Origin of the sequence: Guptibacillus hwajinpoensis (genome assembly GCF_020524165.1) — a bacterium.
Taxonomy (GTDB): Bacteria; Bacillota; Bacilli; order Bacillales; family Guptibacillaceae; genus Guptibacillus; species Guptibacillus hwajinpoensis_D.
In genome coordinates, this window is sequence record NZ_JAIVKU010000005.1 from 611734 (window position 1) to 629359 (window position 17626).

General features: G+C 41.1%; 16 protein-coding genes and 1 pseudogene. 10 read left to right on the forward strand and 7 right to left on the reverse strand.

Annotated elements, in window-relative coordinates:
* Positions 1-63: 63 nt before the first annotated feature.
* From LC090_RS16220 to LC090_RS16235, 4 genes are all read right to left on the reverse strand, one after another.
* Entirely contained in the window at positions 64-282 is a 219-nt protein-coding gene (locus LC090_RS16220) for a DUF2922 domain-containing protein (protein WP_166000532.1), read from the reverse strand.
* Positions 283-319: 37 nt separating this feature from the next.
* On the reverse strand, positions 320-538 hold the full coding sequence (locus LC090_RS16225) for a DUF1659 domain-containing protein (RefSeq protein ID WP_098442650.1): 219 nt from the start codon (positions 536-538) through the stop codon (positions 320-322).
* 175 nt (positions 539-713) lie between these two features.
* Complete coding sequence (locus tag LC090_RS16230) at positions 714-1553, reverse strand: aldo/keto reductase (protein WP_226659060.1); 840 nt, start codon at positions 1551-1553, stop codon at positions 714-716.
* A gap of 75 nt (positions 1554-1628) precedes the next feature.
* On the reverse strand, positions 1629-2180 hold the full coding sequence (locus LC090_RS16235; RefSeq protein ID WP_226659061.1) for an NAD(P)H-dependent oxidoreductase: 552 nt from the start codon (positions 2178-2180) through the stop codon (positions 1629-1631).
* 543 nt (positions 2181-2723) lie between these two features.
* Here LC090_RS16235 and hisD point away from each other — a divergent pair.
* The 3 genes from hisD to LC090_RS16250 are packed head-to-tail and all read left to right on the forward strand — an operon-like array spanning position 2724 to position 6411.
* Positions 2724-4007 (forward strand): histidinol dehydrogenase, encoded by a 1284-nt coding sequence (gene hisD / locus LC090_RS16240; RefSeq protein WP_226659062.1) that lies wholly within the window; start codon positions 2724-2726, stop codon positions 4005-4007.
* 53 nt (positions 4008-4060) lie between these two features.
* Positions 4061-5077, forward strand: a complete 1017-nt coding sequence (locus LC090_RS16245) for a LacI family DNA-binding transcriptional regulator (protein WP_226659063.1) — start codon at positions 4061-4063, stop codon at positions 5075-5077.
* 23 nt (positions 5078-5100) lie between these two features.
* Positions 5101-6411: a GntP family permease gene (locus tag LC090_RS16250; protein ID WP_226659064.1), complete on the forward strand. Its 1311-nt coding sequence runs from the start codon at positions 5101-5103 to the stop codon at positions 6409-6411.
* Positions 6412-6552: 141 nt separating this feature from the next.
* On the opposite strand, the gene LC090_RS16255 is transcribed toward LC090_RS16250, so the two are convergent.
* Positions 6553-8361 (reverse strand): sulfatase-like hydrolase/transferase, encoded by a 1809-nt coding sequence (locus LC090_RS16255; protein WP_226659065.1) that lies wholly within the window; start codon positions 8359-8361, stop codon positions 6553-6555.
* A 268-nt stretch (positions 8362-8629) separates the two neighbouring features.
* Between LC090_RS16255 and LC090_RS16260 the strand changes: the two genes are divergently transcribed.
* The 3 genes from LC090_RS16260 to LC090_RS16270 all read left to right on the forward strand — a co-directional run bounded on the left by LC090_RS16260 (position 8630) and on the right by LC090_RS16270 (position 12328).
* On the forward strand, positions 8630-10105 hold the full coding sequence (locus LC090_RS16260; protein ID WP_226659066.1) for a flavin monoamine oxidase family protein: 1476 nt from the start codon (positions 8630-8632) through the stop codon (positions 10103-10105).
* 213 nt (positions 10106-10318) lie between these two features.
* On the forward strand, positions 10319-11761 hold the full coding sequence (locus LC090_RS16265) for an alanine/glycine:cation symporter family protein (RefSeq protein ID WP_226659067.1): 1443 nt from the start codon (positions 10319-10321) through the stop codon (positions 11759-11761).
* 216 nt (positions 11762-11977) lie between these two features.
* Complete coding sequence (locus LC090_RS16270; RefSeq protein WP_224599754.1) at positions 11978-12328, forward strand: glyoxalase superfamily protein; 351 nt, start codon at positions 11978-11980, stop codon at positions 12326-12328.
* 49 nt (positions 12329-12377) lie between these two features.
* Here LC090_RS16270 and LC090_RS16275 read toward each other — a convergent pair whose 3' ends face one another.
* Together LC090_RS16275 and LC090_RS16280 are read right to left on the reverse strand one after the other, a co-directional pair.
* The gene (locus tag LC090_RS16275; RefSeq protein ID WP_226659068.1) at positions 12378-12857 is read right to left on the reverse strand and encodes a site-2 protease family protein; all 480 of its coding nucleotides are present in this window, start codon (positions 12855-12857) and stop codon (positions 12378-12380) included.
* A 375-nt stretch (positions 12858-13232) separates the two neighbouring features.
* Positions 13233-13970 carry an SDR family NAD(P)-dependent oxidoreductase gene (locus tag LC090_RS16280; protein ID WP_226659069.1) on the reverse strand — a complete coding sequence of 246 codons (738 nt, stop codon included), beginning with the start codon at positions 13968-13970 and terminating at the stop codon, positions 13233-13235.
* Positions 13971-14152: 182 nt separating this feature from the next.
* Here LC090_RS16280 and LC090_RS16285 point away from each other — a divergent pair.
* The 4 genes and pseudogenes from LC090_RS16285 to LC090_RS16300 all read left to right on the forward strand — a co-directional run.
* Positions 14153-14365 (forward strand): annotated as a pseudogene (locus LC090_RS16285) (NIPSNAP family protein); the annotation flags it as partial.
* A gap of 93 nt (positions 14366-14458) precedes the next feature.
* Complete coding sequence (locus tag LC090_RS16290; protein ID WP_226659391.1) at positions 14459-14854, forward strand: NUDIX hydrolase; 396 nt, start codon at positions 14459-14461, stop codon at positions 14852-14854.
* Between the two features lie 302 nt (positions 14855-15156).
* Complete coding sequence (locus LC090_RS16295; protein ID WP_226659070.1) at positions 15157-15585, forward strand: hypothetical protein; 429 nt, start codon at positions 15157-15159, stop codon at positions 15583-15585.
* A 400-nt stretch (positions 15586-15985) separates the two neighbouring features.
* Positions 15986-17515: a BCCT family transporter gene (locus LC090_RS16300; protein ID WP_226659071.1), complete on the forward strand. Its 1530-nt coding sequence runs from the start codon at positions 15986-15988 to the stop codon at positions 17513-17515.
* Positions 17516-17626 lie beyond the last annotated feature (111 nt).

Consider the following 17626-nt stretch of genomic DNA (forward strand, 5'->3'; position numbering starts at 1 on the left):
TCCCTGTTCGTTTAATGGACTTGCTAAAAAGGAAGGACATGTGCCCTTCCTCTTTTCTATCCATTAACCGATGATAATGTCGTTCTCATTGCGCTCAATGATACGAGCACCTTTTTTCGATACAAGATCGCCTCCGCTCGTTGTAAAACAGTTTTGCGCAAGAAGCGTATCCATCGCAGCTGCAATAGCAGCTGGATTCACAGGCTCGACTGGATCGCTCAATGTGATCGAGAACGGTTTATTGTCACGGGTGTTGAACTGTAGCTCGAGTGTTTTCGCCATGTCAGATCTCCTCCTTTCTTAAAAATTGGCTGCCTTGTTACGCTTGAAGATCCGATGAGTCATTGCGCTCCACTGCAAACAAATTGTGTTGCTGAAGTGGTGCTAGCGCTAGTGCAACTGCAAAAAGCGCATCAGGCGTAGCGGATGTTTTCACGTTATTGAAGTTCTTGCTGCGGAAAATCGATTTACCGTTTTCATCCACGCCTACTTCAAGTACCATGCGAAGTTGCGTATCCATAAGGGATGAGGTTGCCATGTTGATCACCTCCTTTCACCCTATATATCGTTTGAAAAGTAGAAAAAGGGGCATTGCGGATAAAATAAATTTTTTAGAACGAGAAAAAGCCGGTCCCACCATGGGACCGGCTACTTTGAAGGTTGAGTATCAAAAAAGAAGGACTGCATCAGGATGCAGCCCTTCTTCACAGATATTACATTTTAAAATCAAATTCATCAGGGTGTGGGCCACTACGAGCATTGTCGTTCAACGCATCAAGTTGCTTCATTTCCTCTGAAGTGAGTTCAAAGTCAAAGAGGTCGATATTCGCTTCAATGCGCTTCTCATTCATTGATTTCGGAATCGTAATGACGTTATGCTGCAGATCCCAACGAAGGATAACCTGCGCTACTGACTTATTATGCTTTTCCGCAATACCAGCGATTGTTTCATTATTTAACAATTCACCAGCCATAAGTGGTGACCATGCTTCCACTTGAATGTTGTGCTCTTCGCAATATGTTCTTACTTCTTCCTGTGTTAAACGTGGGTGGAATTCGATTTGGTTAATCACAGGTGTAATCTCAAAGTTTTTGCGAAGATCTTCAAGGTGATTGACCTGGAAGTTACTTACCCCAATGGAACGTACGCGTTTTTCTTTATAAAGTGTTTCAAGTGCTTTCCACGGCTCCTGGTACTTGTTATCACCAGGCCAGTGAATCAAGTAAAGATCGAGGTATTCAAGACCTAGCTTAGATAGGCTTGTTTCATACGCTTCAATCGTTTCATCGTAAGATAGGCCGTCATTCCATACTTTTGAAGTAATGAAAAGCTCTTCTCTTGTAACAAGCCCCTCTTTAATGGCTTCATTCACTCCTTGACCGACACTCTCCTCGTTACCGTAGATTGCTGCTGTATCAATGCTGCGGTAGCCTTTCTTAATTGCTGTTTTCACAGCTTCAACCAACTCTTGACCTTGCTCGACTCGAAATACGCCATAACCTAGTTCAGGCATTTCGATGTTATTGTTTAGTGTTTTTGTTTGAACAGTCATTATGAATAGCTCCTTTCAATAATCCTTTATTGGTTTTCCCGAAAATCTAATTTTAAACCTTCTCCTGGTGTTGTGTTATTTTCCAAACACTTCTCGATAATGATCGTGAAGTTTTGTTTTATAGTGCGCCATATTGGTTTCCTTCATCACATTATGAATGGAGTATGTCGGTAGTGGGCGCATACCGATGTATTGATTCATCTTGTGAAGGTGATCGATGGCTTGATCAAGATCTCGTCCTTCAAAGAAACTCGTTTCATTTCCAAACGCTGCTTCAGGTGCGTTCCATGTTAGAGAGAACATGTATTTCTTGTTAGTAAACATGCCGCCCTGACCATAGCGATCGGAGCCGATGAAGAAAATCTTGTCCATGTAAACACGATCAATGTATTTCTTGAAGTTACCTGGAATGCTAAACCAGTAAATCGGTGTTTGCATAATGATCACATCAGCCCACTGCCACTTCTCAATTTCTTGATCGACATCATACTCTTCATCAACGATCGTTGTTTTCACTTCATAGTCTGAGGAGAGAACCTCGTTCCATTCATTAAAAATTGTTTGGTTTAACTCACCTTTAGACTTCGGAAAATACTCGTGTCCATTAATCAATAAAATGTTCTTCATATGCGGTCACACCTTTCTAGCTGTTTTGTACTTTCACAGTATAGATCCAGTGCAATCGAATATGAAAGCGATAAAATTATTACTTGGCGGTGCGTATGGAACTTTTCAGTGCGTGTCTATCCTCATGCATAAAATACAAAAATAAACATTTTTATAGTTCTTAAGTATTAATTAATGTACCTTATGTTGTTTCTAAAGTGTATTAATTATAAACAAAAGATAAGCACAAAGACCTAATTCAATTTGCGCTATCGTGGTCTATCGTGGTGCCTGTCACCACCCGTTATTTGTCACAATATATAGAATAAAGTAAAAAACAAAAATAAAACTTTAAACTATTCTGAATTTACCGGTTGAAAAAACAGCGCTTACATTCTATAATAGTTTTTGCATACGTATTCAAATTTATTTTCTCAAGTCATGTAAATAAATTTTTCCATATTTATAGAAAATTAATTTACAAGTCTAAGAGACTTTTATTTTTCGTCATTTTTGCATACGTATGCAAAAATAGATTCAACTACTTGAAATGGAGTGAGATAATTGGCTATTTTTCTTAAAGAAGGTAGAAATCCTCAAGACGTACAAGAAGCGGATACAAAAGTAAGAGAATCCGTTAGTAAAGTAATTGCTGATATTGAGGCCAAAGGTGATGAAGAAGTTCGAAACTTATCTGAGAAATTCGATAAGTGGTCCCCTAAGCGTTTTAGACTTTCTGATGAAAAAATTAACGAAATTGTAAACTCTGTTCCAGAACAAGTTGTTAATGATATTAAATTTGCACAAGAACAAATAAAAAACTTCGCTGAACACCAAAAAGATTCCCTTCGTAATGTTGAAGTTCAAACTCAACCTGGCGTGTTTCTTGGACATAAAAACATTCCGGTTAACAGTGTTGGCTGCTATATCCCAGGTGGTCGATATCCAATGGTTGCTTCCTCCCATATGAGCATTTTAACGGCTAAAGTTGCAGGAGTGAAACGCGTAATTGCTTGTACCCCACCGATTAAAGGAGAGATTCCTGCGGCTACAGTAACTGCTATGCATCTAGCTGGAGCAGACGAAATATATATTTTAGGCGGTATTCAAGCAATGGGGGGTATGGCAATTGGAACAGAAACAATTGAACCGGTAGATATGCTTGTCGGACCTGGTAATGCTTTTGTCGCAGAAGCGAAGCGACAACTATTCGGCCGTGTTGGCATCGATCTTTTTGCAGGACCGACAGAAGTTCTTGTTATTGCGGATGAATCATCGGATGCAGAAATTGTTGCAACAGATCTTCTCGGCCAAGCAGAACATGGTCCAAATTCTCCTGCAGCACTGATTACCACCTCAAGGAAATTAGCAAATGAAACAGAAAAGGAAATTGAACGTCAACTACAGGTTCTTCCAACAGCGGATGTGGCTGGGGCAGCATGGAAAGATTATGGATCAATCTTACTTGTTGATACTTTAGAAGAAGCAGTAGTAGAAGCGGATAAATTAGCTTACGAGCATGTAGAAGTACTAACAGAGGATCCGGAATACTTCCTTGATAACATGACAAACTATGGCGCGTTGTTCCTTGGTCCAGAGACAAACGTTGCATATGGAGACAAAGTGATCGGTACCAACCATACTCTACCAACGAAACAAGCAGCACGTTATACAGGTGGGTTGTGGGTTGGAAAATTCCTTAAAACATGTACTTATCAAAGAGTCACTCCTGAAGCAAGTGCTCAAATTGGAGAATATGCTTCACGTCTTTGTGATCTTGAAGGATTTAAAGGTCACAAAGCTCAGGCGGATCTACGGGTAAAACGCTACGGTAATAAACAGCAATAAAGAATAATATTTGATATAATTTCCCTGTCGCTATACAGGCAGGAGGATGTCAAATGAAAAACAAAAAGGTAACAGCTATGGACGTCGCTCGATTAGCTGGGGTATCACAATCGAGCGTATCCAGAGCTTTCAGTAAGAATACTAGTATTTCTTCTAAAAAGAAGCAGTTAATATTAGAAACAGCTGAAAAATTAGGCTATCAGCCTAATGCCATAGCTAGAGGCCTCATTACAAACCAATCTCGTATAATTGGAATCGTTATGAGAGATATTGAAAATCCTTTCTATCCTGAGATTTTAAAATTATTTCATGAAATGTTAGCTAGCAAGGGTTATCAAGTAATGTTTATTCATTCACGAAATGATGAAATTCAGGAAAATGAAGTTCAGCACTTAATCGAATACAGTGTAGAAGGTATCATCATTACTGATGCTCTATTAACCTCAAAGGCCGTGGAAAAATTCAGTCGTAATGGGATTTCTGTCGTGCTTTTCAACCGTTATGCAACTCATACAAAAAGCAATGCAGTCGTTTGTGATAATTTTGTTGCTGGTAAGGAAATTGGCCAATATTTATTAAAGAAAGGACACAAACACCTGGCTTTTATATCTGGACACGAAAATACTTCTACGAGTATTGACCGTCAACTTGGTTTTGCTGAGTCATTGAAAGAATCTGGAATTGACTCTTTTTTAATTGAAAACGGTAAGTATACTTATGAAGGCGGGTTTAACGCTGCAAAGAATCTACTCGCTCAAAAGAAGAGGATCGATGCTATATTTGTCGCGAATGATATTTCAGCTTTTGGGGCGATGGATTATTTAAAAAAGCAAAGCATTAGCATTCCAGAGGAGATCTCAGTCATTGGATTTGATAATGTAAAAATGGCAAATTGGCCCTCCTACTCTTTAACAACCTGGCACCAACCTATAAACGAGATGGTAGAGGCTACAATCCAGTTTTTATTTAAACTTATCGATGGCTCGCTTGACCAGTCACAAATCAAAACTGTAGAAGGACATCTCGTGGAAAGAAATTCCGTCGCTACAAGGAAGAATGAAAAGTCATAAGGTTTGTGATATAGGGTGAACATATGGTTAGTATGATTGGTTTACTTGGAGGTATCATCCTGCTTATTGTCTTAACCATGAAGGGGATGAATTTACTCTTAGCAGCCCCCTTTTCGGCTTTTATTGTTGCAATTTTTAGTCAGATACCGATTTTTCCCCAGTTAGCTGAAGAAGGTGAAGCAAGTTTTCTAACAAATTATATGACTGGTTTTTCTGGATTTATCATGTCATGGTATTTAATGTTCCTTTTTGGGGCTATTTTTGGGAAACTTATGGAAGATAGCGGAGCAGCTGATAGTGTATCCAAATGGATCATTGATAAAATAGGAATGAAACAAGCTGCACTAGCTGTTGTACTTGCTTGTGCCGTCCTCACTTATGGCGGAGTTAGCTTATTCGTTGTAGCATTCTCCGTTTATCCAATGGCTCTTAGTCTATTTAAGGAGGCGAATTTACCACGAAGGTTTATACCTGCAGCCCTCGCTTTCGGTTCGACGACATTCACAATGACATCAGCTGGATCTCCCGAAATTCAGAACTGGATTCCAATTGAATATCTTGGTACATCCCCATATGCAGGTTGGGAAGTAAGTTTACTAGTCGCCATTTTCATGATGGTCTTCGGATATTGGTGGTTAAAGAAAATGCTTACTCGAGCCGTGAAAAATGGGGAGCAATTCGAAGCTCGAGACAATGATCCTGCTCTAAAAAGAACTTCATTACCTAATCCTATCTTAAGTATGATCCCTCTTATTATTGTTCTGGTAATTTCATACATTTTTCATGACATGCTTGCACAGTCCGCTCTCATTTTAGCTCTACTTGGAGGATGCATCGCCACATACATTTTAAGTAGAACTTATTTCCAAAATGTTTGGAAAGCGGTTTCAGAAGGTACGGTAGGTGCCCTTATAGCGATCGCGAATACTTCAGCTGTTGTTGGTTTTGGAGGCGTTGCTAAAGCTACTCCGGCTTTCGAAAGCGCTGTCCAATTTATGACAGATATTCCTGGTAGCCCCCTTATTGGAGGCGCGCTTGCAGTCTCTGTCATCGCTGGTTTAACGGGTTCAGCATCAGGCGGTCAATCAATTGCATTGCCTCTCCTTGCTCCTCACTACTTAGACATAGGAGTTGTACCAGAGGAATTACACAGAGTTGTCGCTATTTCATCTGGATCAATCGATTCTCTTCCTCATGGGGGATACGTTGTAACCACAATTAGAGCGATTGCTGGAGAAGAGCATAAAGATGCCTATCCTGCCTTTGGAGCACTAACCGTTATTGTCCCGATCTTGGGAGTTATTCTAGCAGTAATATTATTTTCAATCTTTTAGTATAGCTGGTAGCGGTGCCTGTCACCACCCGTTATGTGTCACAAAACGTCGAAAGCGGAAGCGCGCATGCGCTTCCGCTTTCGACGTTTCTAAATGCTTCTTTCTGCTGTTCACACCGTTCTGACTATTCCCCTTCTCCCCTCATGTAAACTCGCATCGTGGCATGCCCGGAACCGCTCCGCTCGTTGGTGACAAGCGCTTTTGACGGCACTGCTCTTCTAATACCAAATTTAAGATCTTCTGAACTGCTTTTGATTCCTGTGTTTCAAAGTGAGGGTGAGCTAGATTCTTCTCTTCTAACGGATCGAGAGTTAAATTATACATTTCAAATTCATCAGGGACGGGCGTGGTCTTGGTTGTGGTAACGCATATCGAAAATTGTTCATCAGCATCAGTTGGAACGGGGTCTGTTTGCGATACGATTACGTCTGACACACCGGGGTTACTCCAAAACTGGGGATTGTCATAATACCTCGCGTATTTCCACACTTCTTTCCTACCCTCGCTTCCAGTTTGAAGAGTTGTGATCACTGCTTCAATATGATTCGGCTGCACAACTGATTCATACGGTTTCCCTGTCGCGCTTACCTGATTAAGCCCTCGTGTTACGTCATCATCCGTCATTAAGTAAAGAGGCTCATTTGCCCGGTAAAACCGCTTTCTACCAGACAGTAGCGGGGTAAGATCTCTTCCTACAAGCGGACGAACTTCCGTGTGATCAAGACTCAGGAGTTCTTGAACCTCTTCCTCATCAATTCCAGCAAGCCCTAGCATCGTTGGTAGCACATCAACATGACTTGTCAGCATCGTTGTACTCTTTTTGCCGCTAAAAAGGGCCGGGCTATGAATAATCAAGGGCACATGAATCGATTCTTCATAGACGTTATACCATTTTTGATAAAGTTCTCCATGTGCTCCCAGTAGCTCTCCGTGATCAGAAAGAAACAGAACGATTGTATCCTGATAAAACTTCGACTCCTTTAATGCCCGAAACACTTTCATCATCTCATTGTCGGCCTGCTTCTGAAGCGAATAGTAGAGTTTCCGGTAATAAGGGGTATCGATTAAAGGCTGTAAGGCTTTAGGATACACCTCTTTATAGCTACGTTGTGCCGCTGGTTTTGTCGTCAGATCTTCATCTGCCGTAGGTGCTTCAGGAACAAATGGAACAGATGGATCGATTTCAAAGTTAAAAAGCGGACTCTGTTCAGAAATCACCCCATAAAGTGCGATGTCATGGGGGTTAATAAAAGAACTCATAATCATCCATGGCGGCGATTCTACCGTCTCTTCTCTTTCAAGCTTTTGAAGTAGCTCAACGACTTCAGCAGCATACACAATATCACGACCACTCATTCCAACAGCAGCTGATGAACCAGAATTGCGCGGATTGGCGCCGTGCGGCTCTGGGCCAATCCAACCATTAAAACCAAATCCATTCAATCGACTCGCCTCAAGGTACTCCTGAACATTTTCCTTATCCGGTACACCAGTAGACGTATAACTCGGTAAGGCACTATTCGTGCCTGGAATCATGATATCCTCGTCCGATGCGTGCCATTTCCCTTTCCAGTAGGTTTGATACCCTGCTTTCCGCAAGTAATCCCCAATTGTTGGAACGGTATTTGGATCAAGCCAGAAAATATCCGGATCAAATGGCGTCTTTGCTGCGCCGCTCGTTTGTGTGACGCCATGAAGAGAAGGATACTGCCCTGTATAAAGTGTCGTCCTACTTGGAGAACAGGCGGTACTTCCAGCATAATGATTTTTAAATTCGAATCCATTTTCTCGTAACAATTCTTGTGTTAAAAGATTTTCCTTCTGCCACGCTCTCACTTCATTCGATTCATAGATTGACGGATAACGTTGCTGATCAACCATTAGGATAAGAAAATTTGGTTTTTGGCACCGCTTCGTAAATAGTGAAGTTTGAGGTTTTTGAGGTTTCATTCCGTTCCTCCTTCAAATACAACGACCGCCACTGGTTTGTTTTTTGTAGTTTATGTAAGAGCCCAAGAAACGGTTCTTCTTCCTAACCATTCTTTCCTTTTTAAAAGGGAAACTTTCACTCTCTTAAGAGAGATTTACATTTCATAACCTTTTTTTGTCATACATAGATTAATAAGGGGAATGATTAATCAAATTTCTGCCGTTATGGACATTACCGCTGGCGTATTTATAAATGGTTGTTGACTAACAAAGGGGGCTTTGACTATTCATGACTAAACCATTCTCGTCGTTACGCTATCCAGAAGATTTACTCTCTCTAATTCGAAATGGGTTACCGGATAAAAGTCCTCCTAAACATGTCATCATCATTGGAAGCGGACTCTCTGGACTAGTAGCGGGGTCATTGTTAAAAAGGAGTGGGCATCACGTCACCATTTTAGAAGGCAATGATCGCATTGGTGGTCGCGTATTTACGTTACGAAAACCGTTTTCGCAGAATCAATATATGGACGCTGGTGCAATGAGAATTCCCGATAATCACGCTCTTGTTCATGAATACATTCGTCATTTCCAACTCCCCACCCATGCTTTTTTAAATGGGTCATCGAAGGACCTTCTTTTCATCAACAACGTGCTCACGACAAAAGGAGAATATGAGCGAAACCCGGACATACTCAGATTCCCAGTAGAAGAAAACGAAAAAGGAAGAACGGCGACAGAACTTTTTCTTGAAGCAACCCAACCTTTTATCGACCTTTATCAATCGAGCTCAGAAGAAGAACAAGAAAAGCTTGTTGAAAAATACGGGGAATATTCAATGGGAGAATTTCTACAATACAATCCGCTTGGGAAGCCATTATCACTTAATGCGATTCGCTCGATCGGCGTCATGCTTGGGATCGAGGGATTCCCAGAGTTTGCTTTTACCGATATTTTAACGGACATTATTTATCCGATTTTCAGCAAAGAAGTGAAGTTCTATCAAATTGATGGTGGCAACGATCGGCTCCCTTATTCATTTGTTGAAGAATTAAAGCACAACATTTTCCTTAATCAAAAAGTGATTAAAATCAAACAATCAGATCGCGGCATTTCTGTTGCAACACTGAATCCAAAAACAAATGAGCGGTATCGCATTAAAGGGGATGTTGCCATTATTGCCATTCCTTTTTCTGTTCTTCAATTTATCGACATTGCTCCCTATCATTCCGTCTCATTCAAAAAATGGCAGGCGATTCGTGAGCTCATTAACGTGCCTGCTGTTAAAATTGGAATTGAATTTCGCCATCGTTTTTGGGAAAAAAACAACGTTGGAAATGCCCTCACAGATTTACCGGTTCGGTTTAGTTATGTACCTGGAGAAGGAATTGGGTCGGGTGGATCAGCTGTCCTATTAGCAAGCTATAGCTGGGGAGAGGATGCCGTGCTGTGGGGCAGTCTACCGAAAGAAGAACTGACTCGTATCCTGCTTAAAGATCTAGCCAAAATCTATGGAGACGAAGTGTACACGGAATTCATTAAAGTCGTTCCTTTTAATTGGAATAAAAACCCTTATTCTGCCGGCTGCTTCACCCTTTTCACCCCCGGTCAAGAAAACAACCTTGGTGAAATAATTAAACAGCCTGAAGGAAAGCTTCATTTTGCAGGAGAACATACTTCCTCCTTTCACGGGTGGATGGAAGGTGCGATTGAATCCGGGCTACGGGCTGCTTATGAGGTGAATCAGCTAAATGGGTCACACTAGAGTGGACTTTCTAAGAGAACCGTTTCAAGAAATTGAGATGGTTCTTTTTTCTTTTGGTGAAAGAAAGAGTTACTGGTAAGGTTTACTACAAATTGTATAAATGTTGCAATTTGTCGAAATGTATTGATAATTTGTCGAACCCATGTATAATAAATAACAAGATAAAATTTTCAGAAAAATAAGTCTAATGACAACTAGAGGAGCTATCAGCTTATGAATGGATTTCTAACAAGCATGATCGATCAAACAAACAACATTCTTTGGAGTTATGTACTAATTGCAGGATTACTTGGGATCGGAATTTATTTCACGATTGCTTCCCGATTTGTTCAATTCCGATTTTTTGGCGAGATGTTTCGCGTATTAGGAGAAAAACCTGACTATAAGAATGGAGAGAAAAACATCTCACCTTTTAAATCATTCTGCGTCGGTGCCGCTACGCGAATTGGTACAGGGAACTTAGCAGGCGTTGCCGTGGCCATTACTCTTGGTGGTCCAGGAGCCGTTTTCTGGATGTGGATGGTTGCCCTGCTTGGCGGAGCAACAGCTTTCATTGAAAGCACACTTGCTCAGGTATATAAGGTGAAAGATTCACATGCCTTCCGTGGAGGTCCAGCTTATTATATTGAAAAAGGTCTGAAAGCAAGATGGTTGGGAATTGTTTTTGCCGTTCTGATTGCCATTACGTTTGGTCTGATCTTCAATTCAGTTCAGAGTAACACCATCGCATTAGCGTTTGAAAATGCATTTGGTGTGAATCGGTTAGTGATTGGCTTAGTGATTACCGTCATTACAGGGATTGTGATTTTTGGAGGAGTTCATCGGATCGCAAACTTATCAAGTGTCATTGTACCCGTTATGGCTATTCTGTACATTGTCATTGCTTTATTTGTACTAATATTAAATTTTGCAGAGCTCCCATCCATTGTAGCGTTGATTGTTGGAAGTGCTTTTGGAGTTGAACAAGCTGTAGGTGGTGCCATTGGTGCTGCCATTATGAATGGGGTGAAGCGAGGGTTGTTCTCGAATGAAGCCGGTATGGGAAGTGCGCCAAATGCGGCAGCTACTTCTACTACCTCACACCCAGCGAAACAAGGGCTCATTCAATCACTCGGTGTATTTGTTGATACAATTTTAGTTTGTTCATCCACTGCCTTCATTATCTTATTAGCCCCTGTATTTAAAACAGGTGAAGTCACAGGAATTGAATTACTTCAAAATTCACTGAACACGCATATTGGTGGATGGTCGGGTATCTTTATCTCCGTAGCGATTTTCTTGTTCGCTTTCAGTTCCATTATTGGCTCATACTACTATGGTGAAACCAATATTGCGTTTATTAAAGAAAGCAAGTTAGCGCTGTTCGTCTTTCGTCTTGCAACGATGGCTTTTGTGCTTATCGGCTCGATCTCGAGCTTAAGTCTAGTTTGGAAGATGGCGGACTTGTTTATGGCTCTAATGACAGTGATTAATTTGATTGCGATCGGATTGTTAGGAAAGATTGCCTTCAAAGTATTAAAAGACTATGAGAAGCAGCGAAAACAAGGGAAAAACCCCGTTTTCAACCCTACTAAACTCGGCATTCAGAATGCGGATGCCTGGGTTAATGATGAAATAAACGATGAAGCAGCTGAAAAAGAAGAAGCTGTCGGCTAACAAAGATCTAGAAGAGTCCGGGCTCGCCTGGACTCTTTCTTTATGTCACATGTTTATTTGCATCAGGGTCCTAATCTTATGGACCCTTTTTTTGACATGCCCTTTTTTAAGGTGCGGATTCGTTATATGATAAGGGTACGATGCTCATGTTTGTCGGATCACTTCACAAATGAAAAAGGTCGAAAACTATGAAGGAAAGGCAGGTTCTTTCTACTCATGATTACACCGATTTTTCGAATCTTTGACACGGAAAAAGCCACTGACTTTTATCGCGATTTCTTAGGGTTTACGATTGATTGGCGCCATCAGTACGAAGAAAATATGCCTGAATACATTCAAGTTTCTTTTCACAACGCTCTAATTCACTTAACCGAACATCACGGAGACGCTTCACCAGGAAGCTCTATACGAGTAAAGCTTGATAACGTCGAAGACTATCATCATACGTTATCACAGAAAGAGTATGCCTATGCGAACCCAGGAATGAGACACACCTCCTGGAAAACCATTGAAATGACTGTTACAGACCCCTTTCTAAATCGGATTACATTCTACGAAGAGAAGTGAGCGGTAGGGCGGTACAGCGGTGCCTGTCACCGCCCGCTTTTTGTCGAACTTAGTCAATTGGGTCTTCTGCTTTCCCGTAGCGAATAACGTCATAGATTGCCATGCCGTCGCTTGGTTTCCCATCCTCATTTTTGTAAGGCATTAAGGAAAAGAAAATAAAGTAGAACGAGAAATACACAAACTGTCTAAAGACAAGCGCTTCAGGTAAGACTTCTGTGAGAATGAGATAGTTTATGATCAGAATAAGAATCAGATTGAAAAAACTACCCGCTAAATAAATCGACACATGAGCCCACGTTTTATCGTAAGTCAACTTATCATACTGACACCATCCTTCCATGAAGTACTTCTTTCTCACTTCCAATGGACCAATATTAAACATTTTTTTCCCTGTCCCGATGCAGAATTTTATTCTTCCTCCAAATAGTCTTGCTACAAGTACATGTCCTGCCTCATGCACCAATGTCACGATTGGTAGAATAAAAAAGAAATTCACAAAAAACATAGGGATATCACTTAAAGTAAACATCGCAAACCTCCAGTTATTTTTCCAGTTTTCACTCATGCCAGGTATAAAGACATAAAAAAAGCCGAAAAGGAATCTTTCTCCTTTTCGGCTTATGTCTGACGCTAATTGTTCAGATCATTGCTACCTTGTATATGGTTTTTCAGTACTTCTGTCTTGAAAGTGATGAGCTTCTTACCTGATCGCATGGTGAACGATCAATTCAACTATTCATAGTTATTTCAAGAGATCGATCGTTTTGAACATTAGAAGACCGAACTTTTTATTCCAGTCTCGGTTTCTCATTGTAACCTCTACCCTTACACAAATGCAAAGAAATAAAAGGACTGGGGAAAGTTACCTCTCCTGCTCCCTCTCATTTTTCCTCACATGAAACATTTATACATCAGCGGATCCAAGCGTCATTCCTCCATCAATCACCATTTCCGTTCCGGTACAATAGGAGCTTTCATCAGAAACAAGAAAGGCCACAGCTCGCGCAATTTCCACAGGCTGTCCAATACGGCCTAGCGGAATCGTCTGATAGAAATCTGGAACACCCTCTCCCTGCGTCGCCATCTCTGTCTCTACCCCTCCCGGATGAATCATATTCACACGTATGCCTTTCGGACCTAACTCGATTGCTGCTGCCTTTGACATTGCTACAACAGCTGCTTTCGTAGCGGCATATGCAGCCGACTGACCAATGGGGGCAAATGCTGAGATCGATACATTATTCACAATCGCCCCTTTCCGCTGCCTCTCCATTAATGGAACCACTGCTTGCATCCCTAAAAACACGCCTAGCTGGTTCACCTCAATTAATTCTTGATACTCGGCTTTTGATAAATCAGTAAATGGTTTTCTTTTTAGGATTCCGGCATTGTTCACCAGTGCATCCAATTGACCAAATTCAGATTGAATCTCCGCAAGCGCTGTTTTCCAATGACCTTCTTTCGTCACATCTAGTTGCACAGGGTAGGCTCCGATCACTCCTGACACTTTCTCTGCATCTTTATATTGACGTGCACCAATGACCACTTTTGCTCCTAAAGAAGCAAGATGCTCGCCAATCGCTTTTCCCTGCCCACGATTCCCTCCGGTGATTAAGATGACTCGGCCATGTAAGTCTGGCATGTTATTCTCTCCTTCGTTTTCTTATTAAGATAGGTTCAGCTTACAGGTGCGACTTCGAAACCGCCATTAAAGCGGATTGAAACATGAATTGTCAAAATATTAATAATTTGTCATAATAGCGTGAGAAGTAAATTTTTTGAAATGGAGAGAGATCACACATGATTTATCGAAGAAAAACCTACATGATTCAACCTGAAAAACTAGATGAATTCAACGAATTTTTTCATACTTATCTTTATCCAAATCAACTAAAACACGGTGCGAAATTGGTGGGGCGTTGGGTCAATGAGAACAAGAATGAAATTACTGCGACCTGGCAATATGAAAGTCTTGATCACTATGAAGAGATCGAAAAACAGATTCGAAAAAGCACACTGCACCAGAAGGCGAAGGAACGTAGAGAAGAACTAGGCAATCTTTATCTTAGAAGTAGCCAGGATTTTCTCGCATCAACTGCCGAACCACACTCTTATCATCCTCCAAAGCATATCGTTTCAGCAGCTACGATTATTTTAAATGAAGAAAAGGAGATCCTTTTAATTAAAGGACCGCGCAGAGGCTGGGAATTCCCTGGAGGTCAGGTGGAAGAAGGCGAATCATTACCTGACGCAGCGATTCGAGAAGCGAAAGAAGAATCCGGTGCTGATATTGAAATCGTTAAATTCTGCGGCGTTTTTCAAAATGTGAAAGCGTCTATTTCAAATACGCTATTTCTAGCTAAATATATTGGAGGAGAACTCACAACATCTTCAGAAAGTCTTGAAGTTGGGTTCTTTCCTATTGAAAAAGCCCTTGAAATGGTAAAGTGGAAAAATTTTCGTCAGCGAATGGAATATTGTTTGAATGAAGAACATCATCCTTTTTATGTCGCGTTTAATCAGTAAACGCCTGGATTCACCGTTTAAGAAGTGGAGCTGATGTCTTTCTTTGAGAAGGTGTTTCTCTCGCTCAGACTAGATTTCCATGATCCTTTCGTTTAAAAGGCGTCCTGCATGACACATGCAGGCGTTTTTTTCATGTAAAAATTTGGTTTACCAACGTCGCATAACAGGTATGGATCATTACTCATGACAACCACGTAGAAAGAATTTACTTTTGGGGTTTTGTTTGGGCTGACGGTTTTGTACTTTTTTTGAAGAAGAAGCAGAAACGACAAAAACATTTTTAATGATGAGGAGGCATTTTCATGTTGAAGAAAAAAGTTCGCTCACCCGGCAAGGAATTTCTTCTTGGGGCTCTTTTTATGGTGATACTTTTTGGTGGTGCGTTCCTTGCTTTTTATTATTTAGGGTTTAACATCGGTTTTCCCATCTTCCTGATTCTTTTCATCCTTGTCGCCTCTATTTCAAGACGAACCATTAAACAATCAGATGAAAACTTTCTCACCCCAACTGATCGGAAATTTAACATGAAAAAACATCCATGGCTTTTGGGCGTTCCTGCGTTTATTTTTTTCTTCATAAGCAATTATGCTCGTGACGATTGGGATTTAATCACAACGCTCGTTCTCACCCTCATTAACTTTTTCTTTAGTTTTGTCCTTCTTCTCGGCCTTTATTACTTTAGAATGAAGCGGCTTGAGTATCATTTGGAAGATGGTTACTGGTCGAAATAACTACCCTTTATGTGAGGAACCCCTCCTCGTTCATCCTCATGCACTGTCCGTCCCGCTTTATGACACACTAGCAAACGGCGATTCCACCCCTCTATTCACCATTTTTGAAGACCCATTTAAACGATTTTAAAAATCGAATATCGCGAATTCGAGACCGAAAAGACTCACAATTTCTTTCCGGTTTCGTTTTAATTTCTAGGGGTATTTATGAACTGAAAACATAGTTTCGACTCATTTCGATTTTATTTTACAAAAAAGGGGGCTGATGGAATCGATTACCTGGTAATTTATCCTAAAAATATTCAGGAATGAACTAGATTAAAATTTCTTCCTTTACACCATACTAACGGTAGTGATAGAGTAAGTAATTGTGTTTAAAAAGCGATTAAAGGAGTCTTGTATGGACAATAAAGAAACTGGGCGTATTGATTGGCCCGTCTTTGGTATAAGCGGTGGGGTATTAATTCTCTTCGTTATTCTTGCACTTTTTGATATTTCATTAGTGGAAAACTTGGTTAGTTCAAGCTTTGCCTGGTCTGCGAAGTATTTCGGAGCATTCTGGCAAGTCTTGATGTTAGCGACATTCTTTGTAGGGATTGGATTGGCTTTCTCTAAATACGGAAAAATAAAATTAGGTGGGATGGATAAACCAGAGCTTAGCCTCTATAAATGGTTATCCATTATCATGGCGACACTACTTGCTGGTGGCGGTGTGTTTTGGGCAGCGGCTGAACCGATGTATCATTTCTTAACCGTTCCCCCTTCTCAAGATGGAAAAGGCATTGAAGCAGGAACACAGGGTGCGATTGATACTGCTCTTGCTCAAAGCTTCATGCACTGGGGTTTCTTGGCCTGGGCGATTCTAGGTACAATTAGTGCCGTCGTGATGATGTACGGTCATTACCATAAAGGTATGCCAATGAAGCCACGTACGCTTCTCTATCCAATTTTCGGTGAAAAGCTTCGTCACAGCTGGTTTGGTACCCTGATTGATGCATTCTCCGTTATTGCAGTTGCTGCAGGTACAATTGGACCAATCGGTTTCCTTGGCTTACAAGCAAGCTACGGTTTGCAAGAAATCTTCGGCATACCGAATCAATTCAGCACGCAGTTCTCGATCATTTTAGCTGTCGTGGTTGTTTCAACCATTTCAGCAGTTACGGGATTGTATAAAGGAATTCAATATTTAAGTAGCTTCAACGTTCGTCTAGCGATTGGATTAATGATCTTTATCGTGATCTTCGGTCCTGGCGGCTTTATCTTTGACCACTTTATCTCTGGATTTGGTGTCTATGTTGATCAATTTGTTACGATGAGCACCTTCCGTGGAGACACTGGTTGGCTTTCATTCTGGACAGTCTTCTTCTGGGGCTGGTTCATCGGATACGGTCCAATGATGGCGATTCTCGTTAGTCGTATTTCAAGAGGACGTACCATTCGAGACATTATTATTGCCGTTTCGATTTTTGCACCAGTTATTTCAACGTTCTGGTTTACCGTACTAGGCGGATCTGGAATTTTCTTTGAACTTTCAAATCCAGGTTCTATTTCAGAAGCATTGAATGCAGCTGGTAATCCAGCGGCTATGTTTGCCATTACAGAACAATTCCCGCTTGCAAGCATTGTTTCACCACTGTTCTTGATTTTAACGATTCTTTTCGTTGTCACAACAAGTGATTCCATGTCTTATACCATTGCAATGGCCGTTACGGGGGAAGGCGATCCACAAAGATGGCTTCGCGTCTTCTGGGCAATTCTTATGGGAACTGTCGCAGTCATTCTTCTTATTACAGGAGACAGTGGTATTACGCAACTTCAGAACTTTATTGTTGTAACAGCCGTACCAGTCTCGCTTATCCTCCTGCCAATGATTTGGCTCGCACCAAAAGTAGCGAAAGAAATGGCAAGAGATCAGAAAATCATCAAATAACGCATCTGGCCCTCTCCCCTTTGGGAGAGGGCTTTTTTTGGTGGTTGGGGGTGCCTGTCACCACCCGATATAGGGCGAATAAAGTCGAAATATCTTGAGCATAATTGGGTA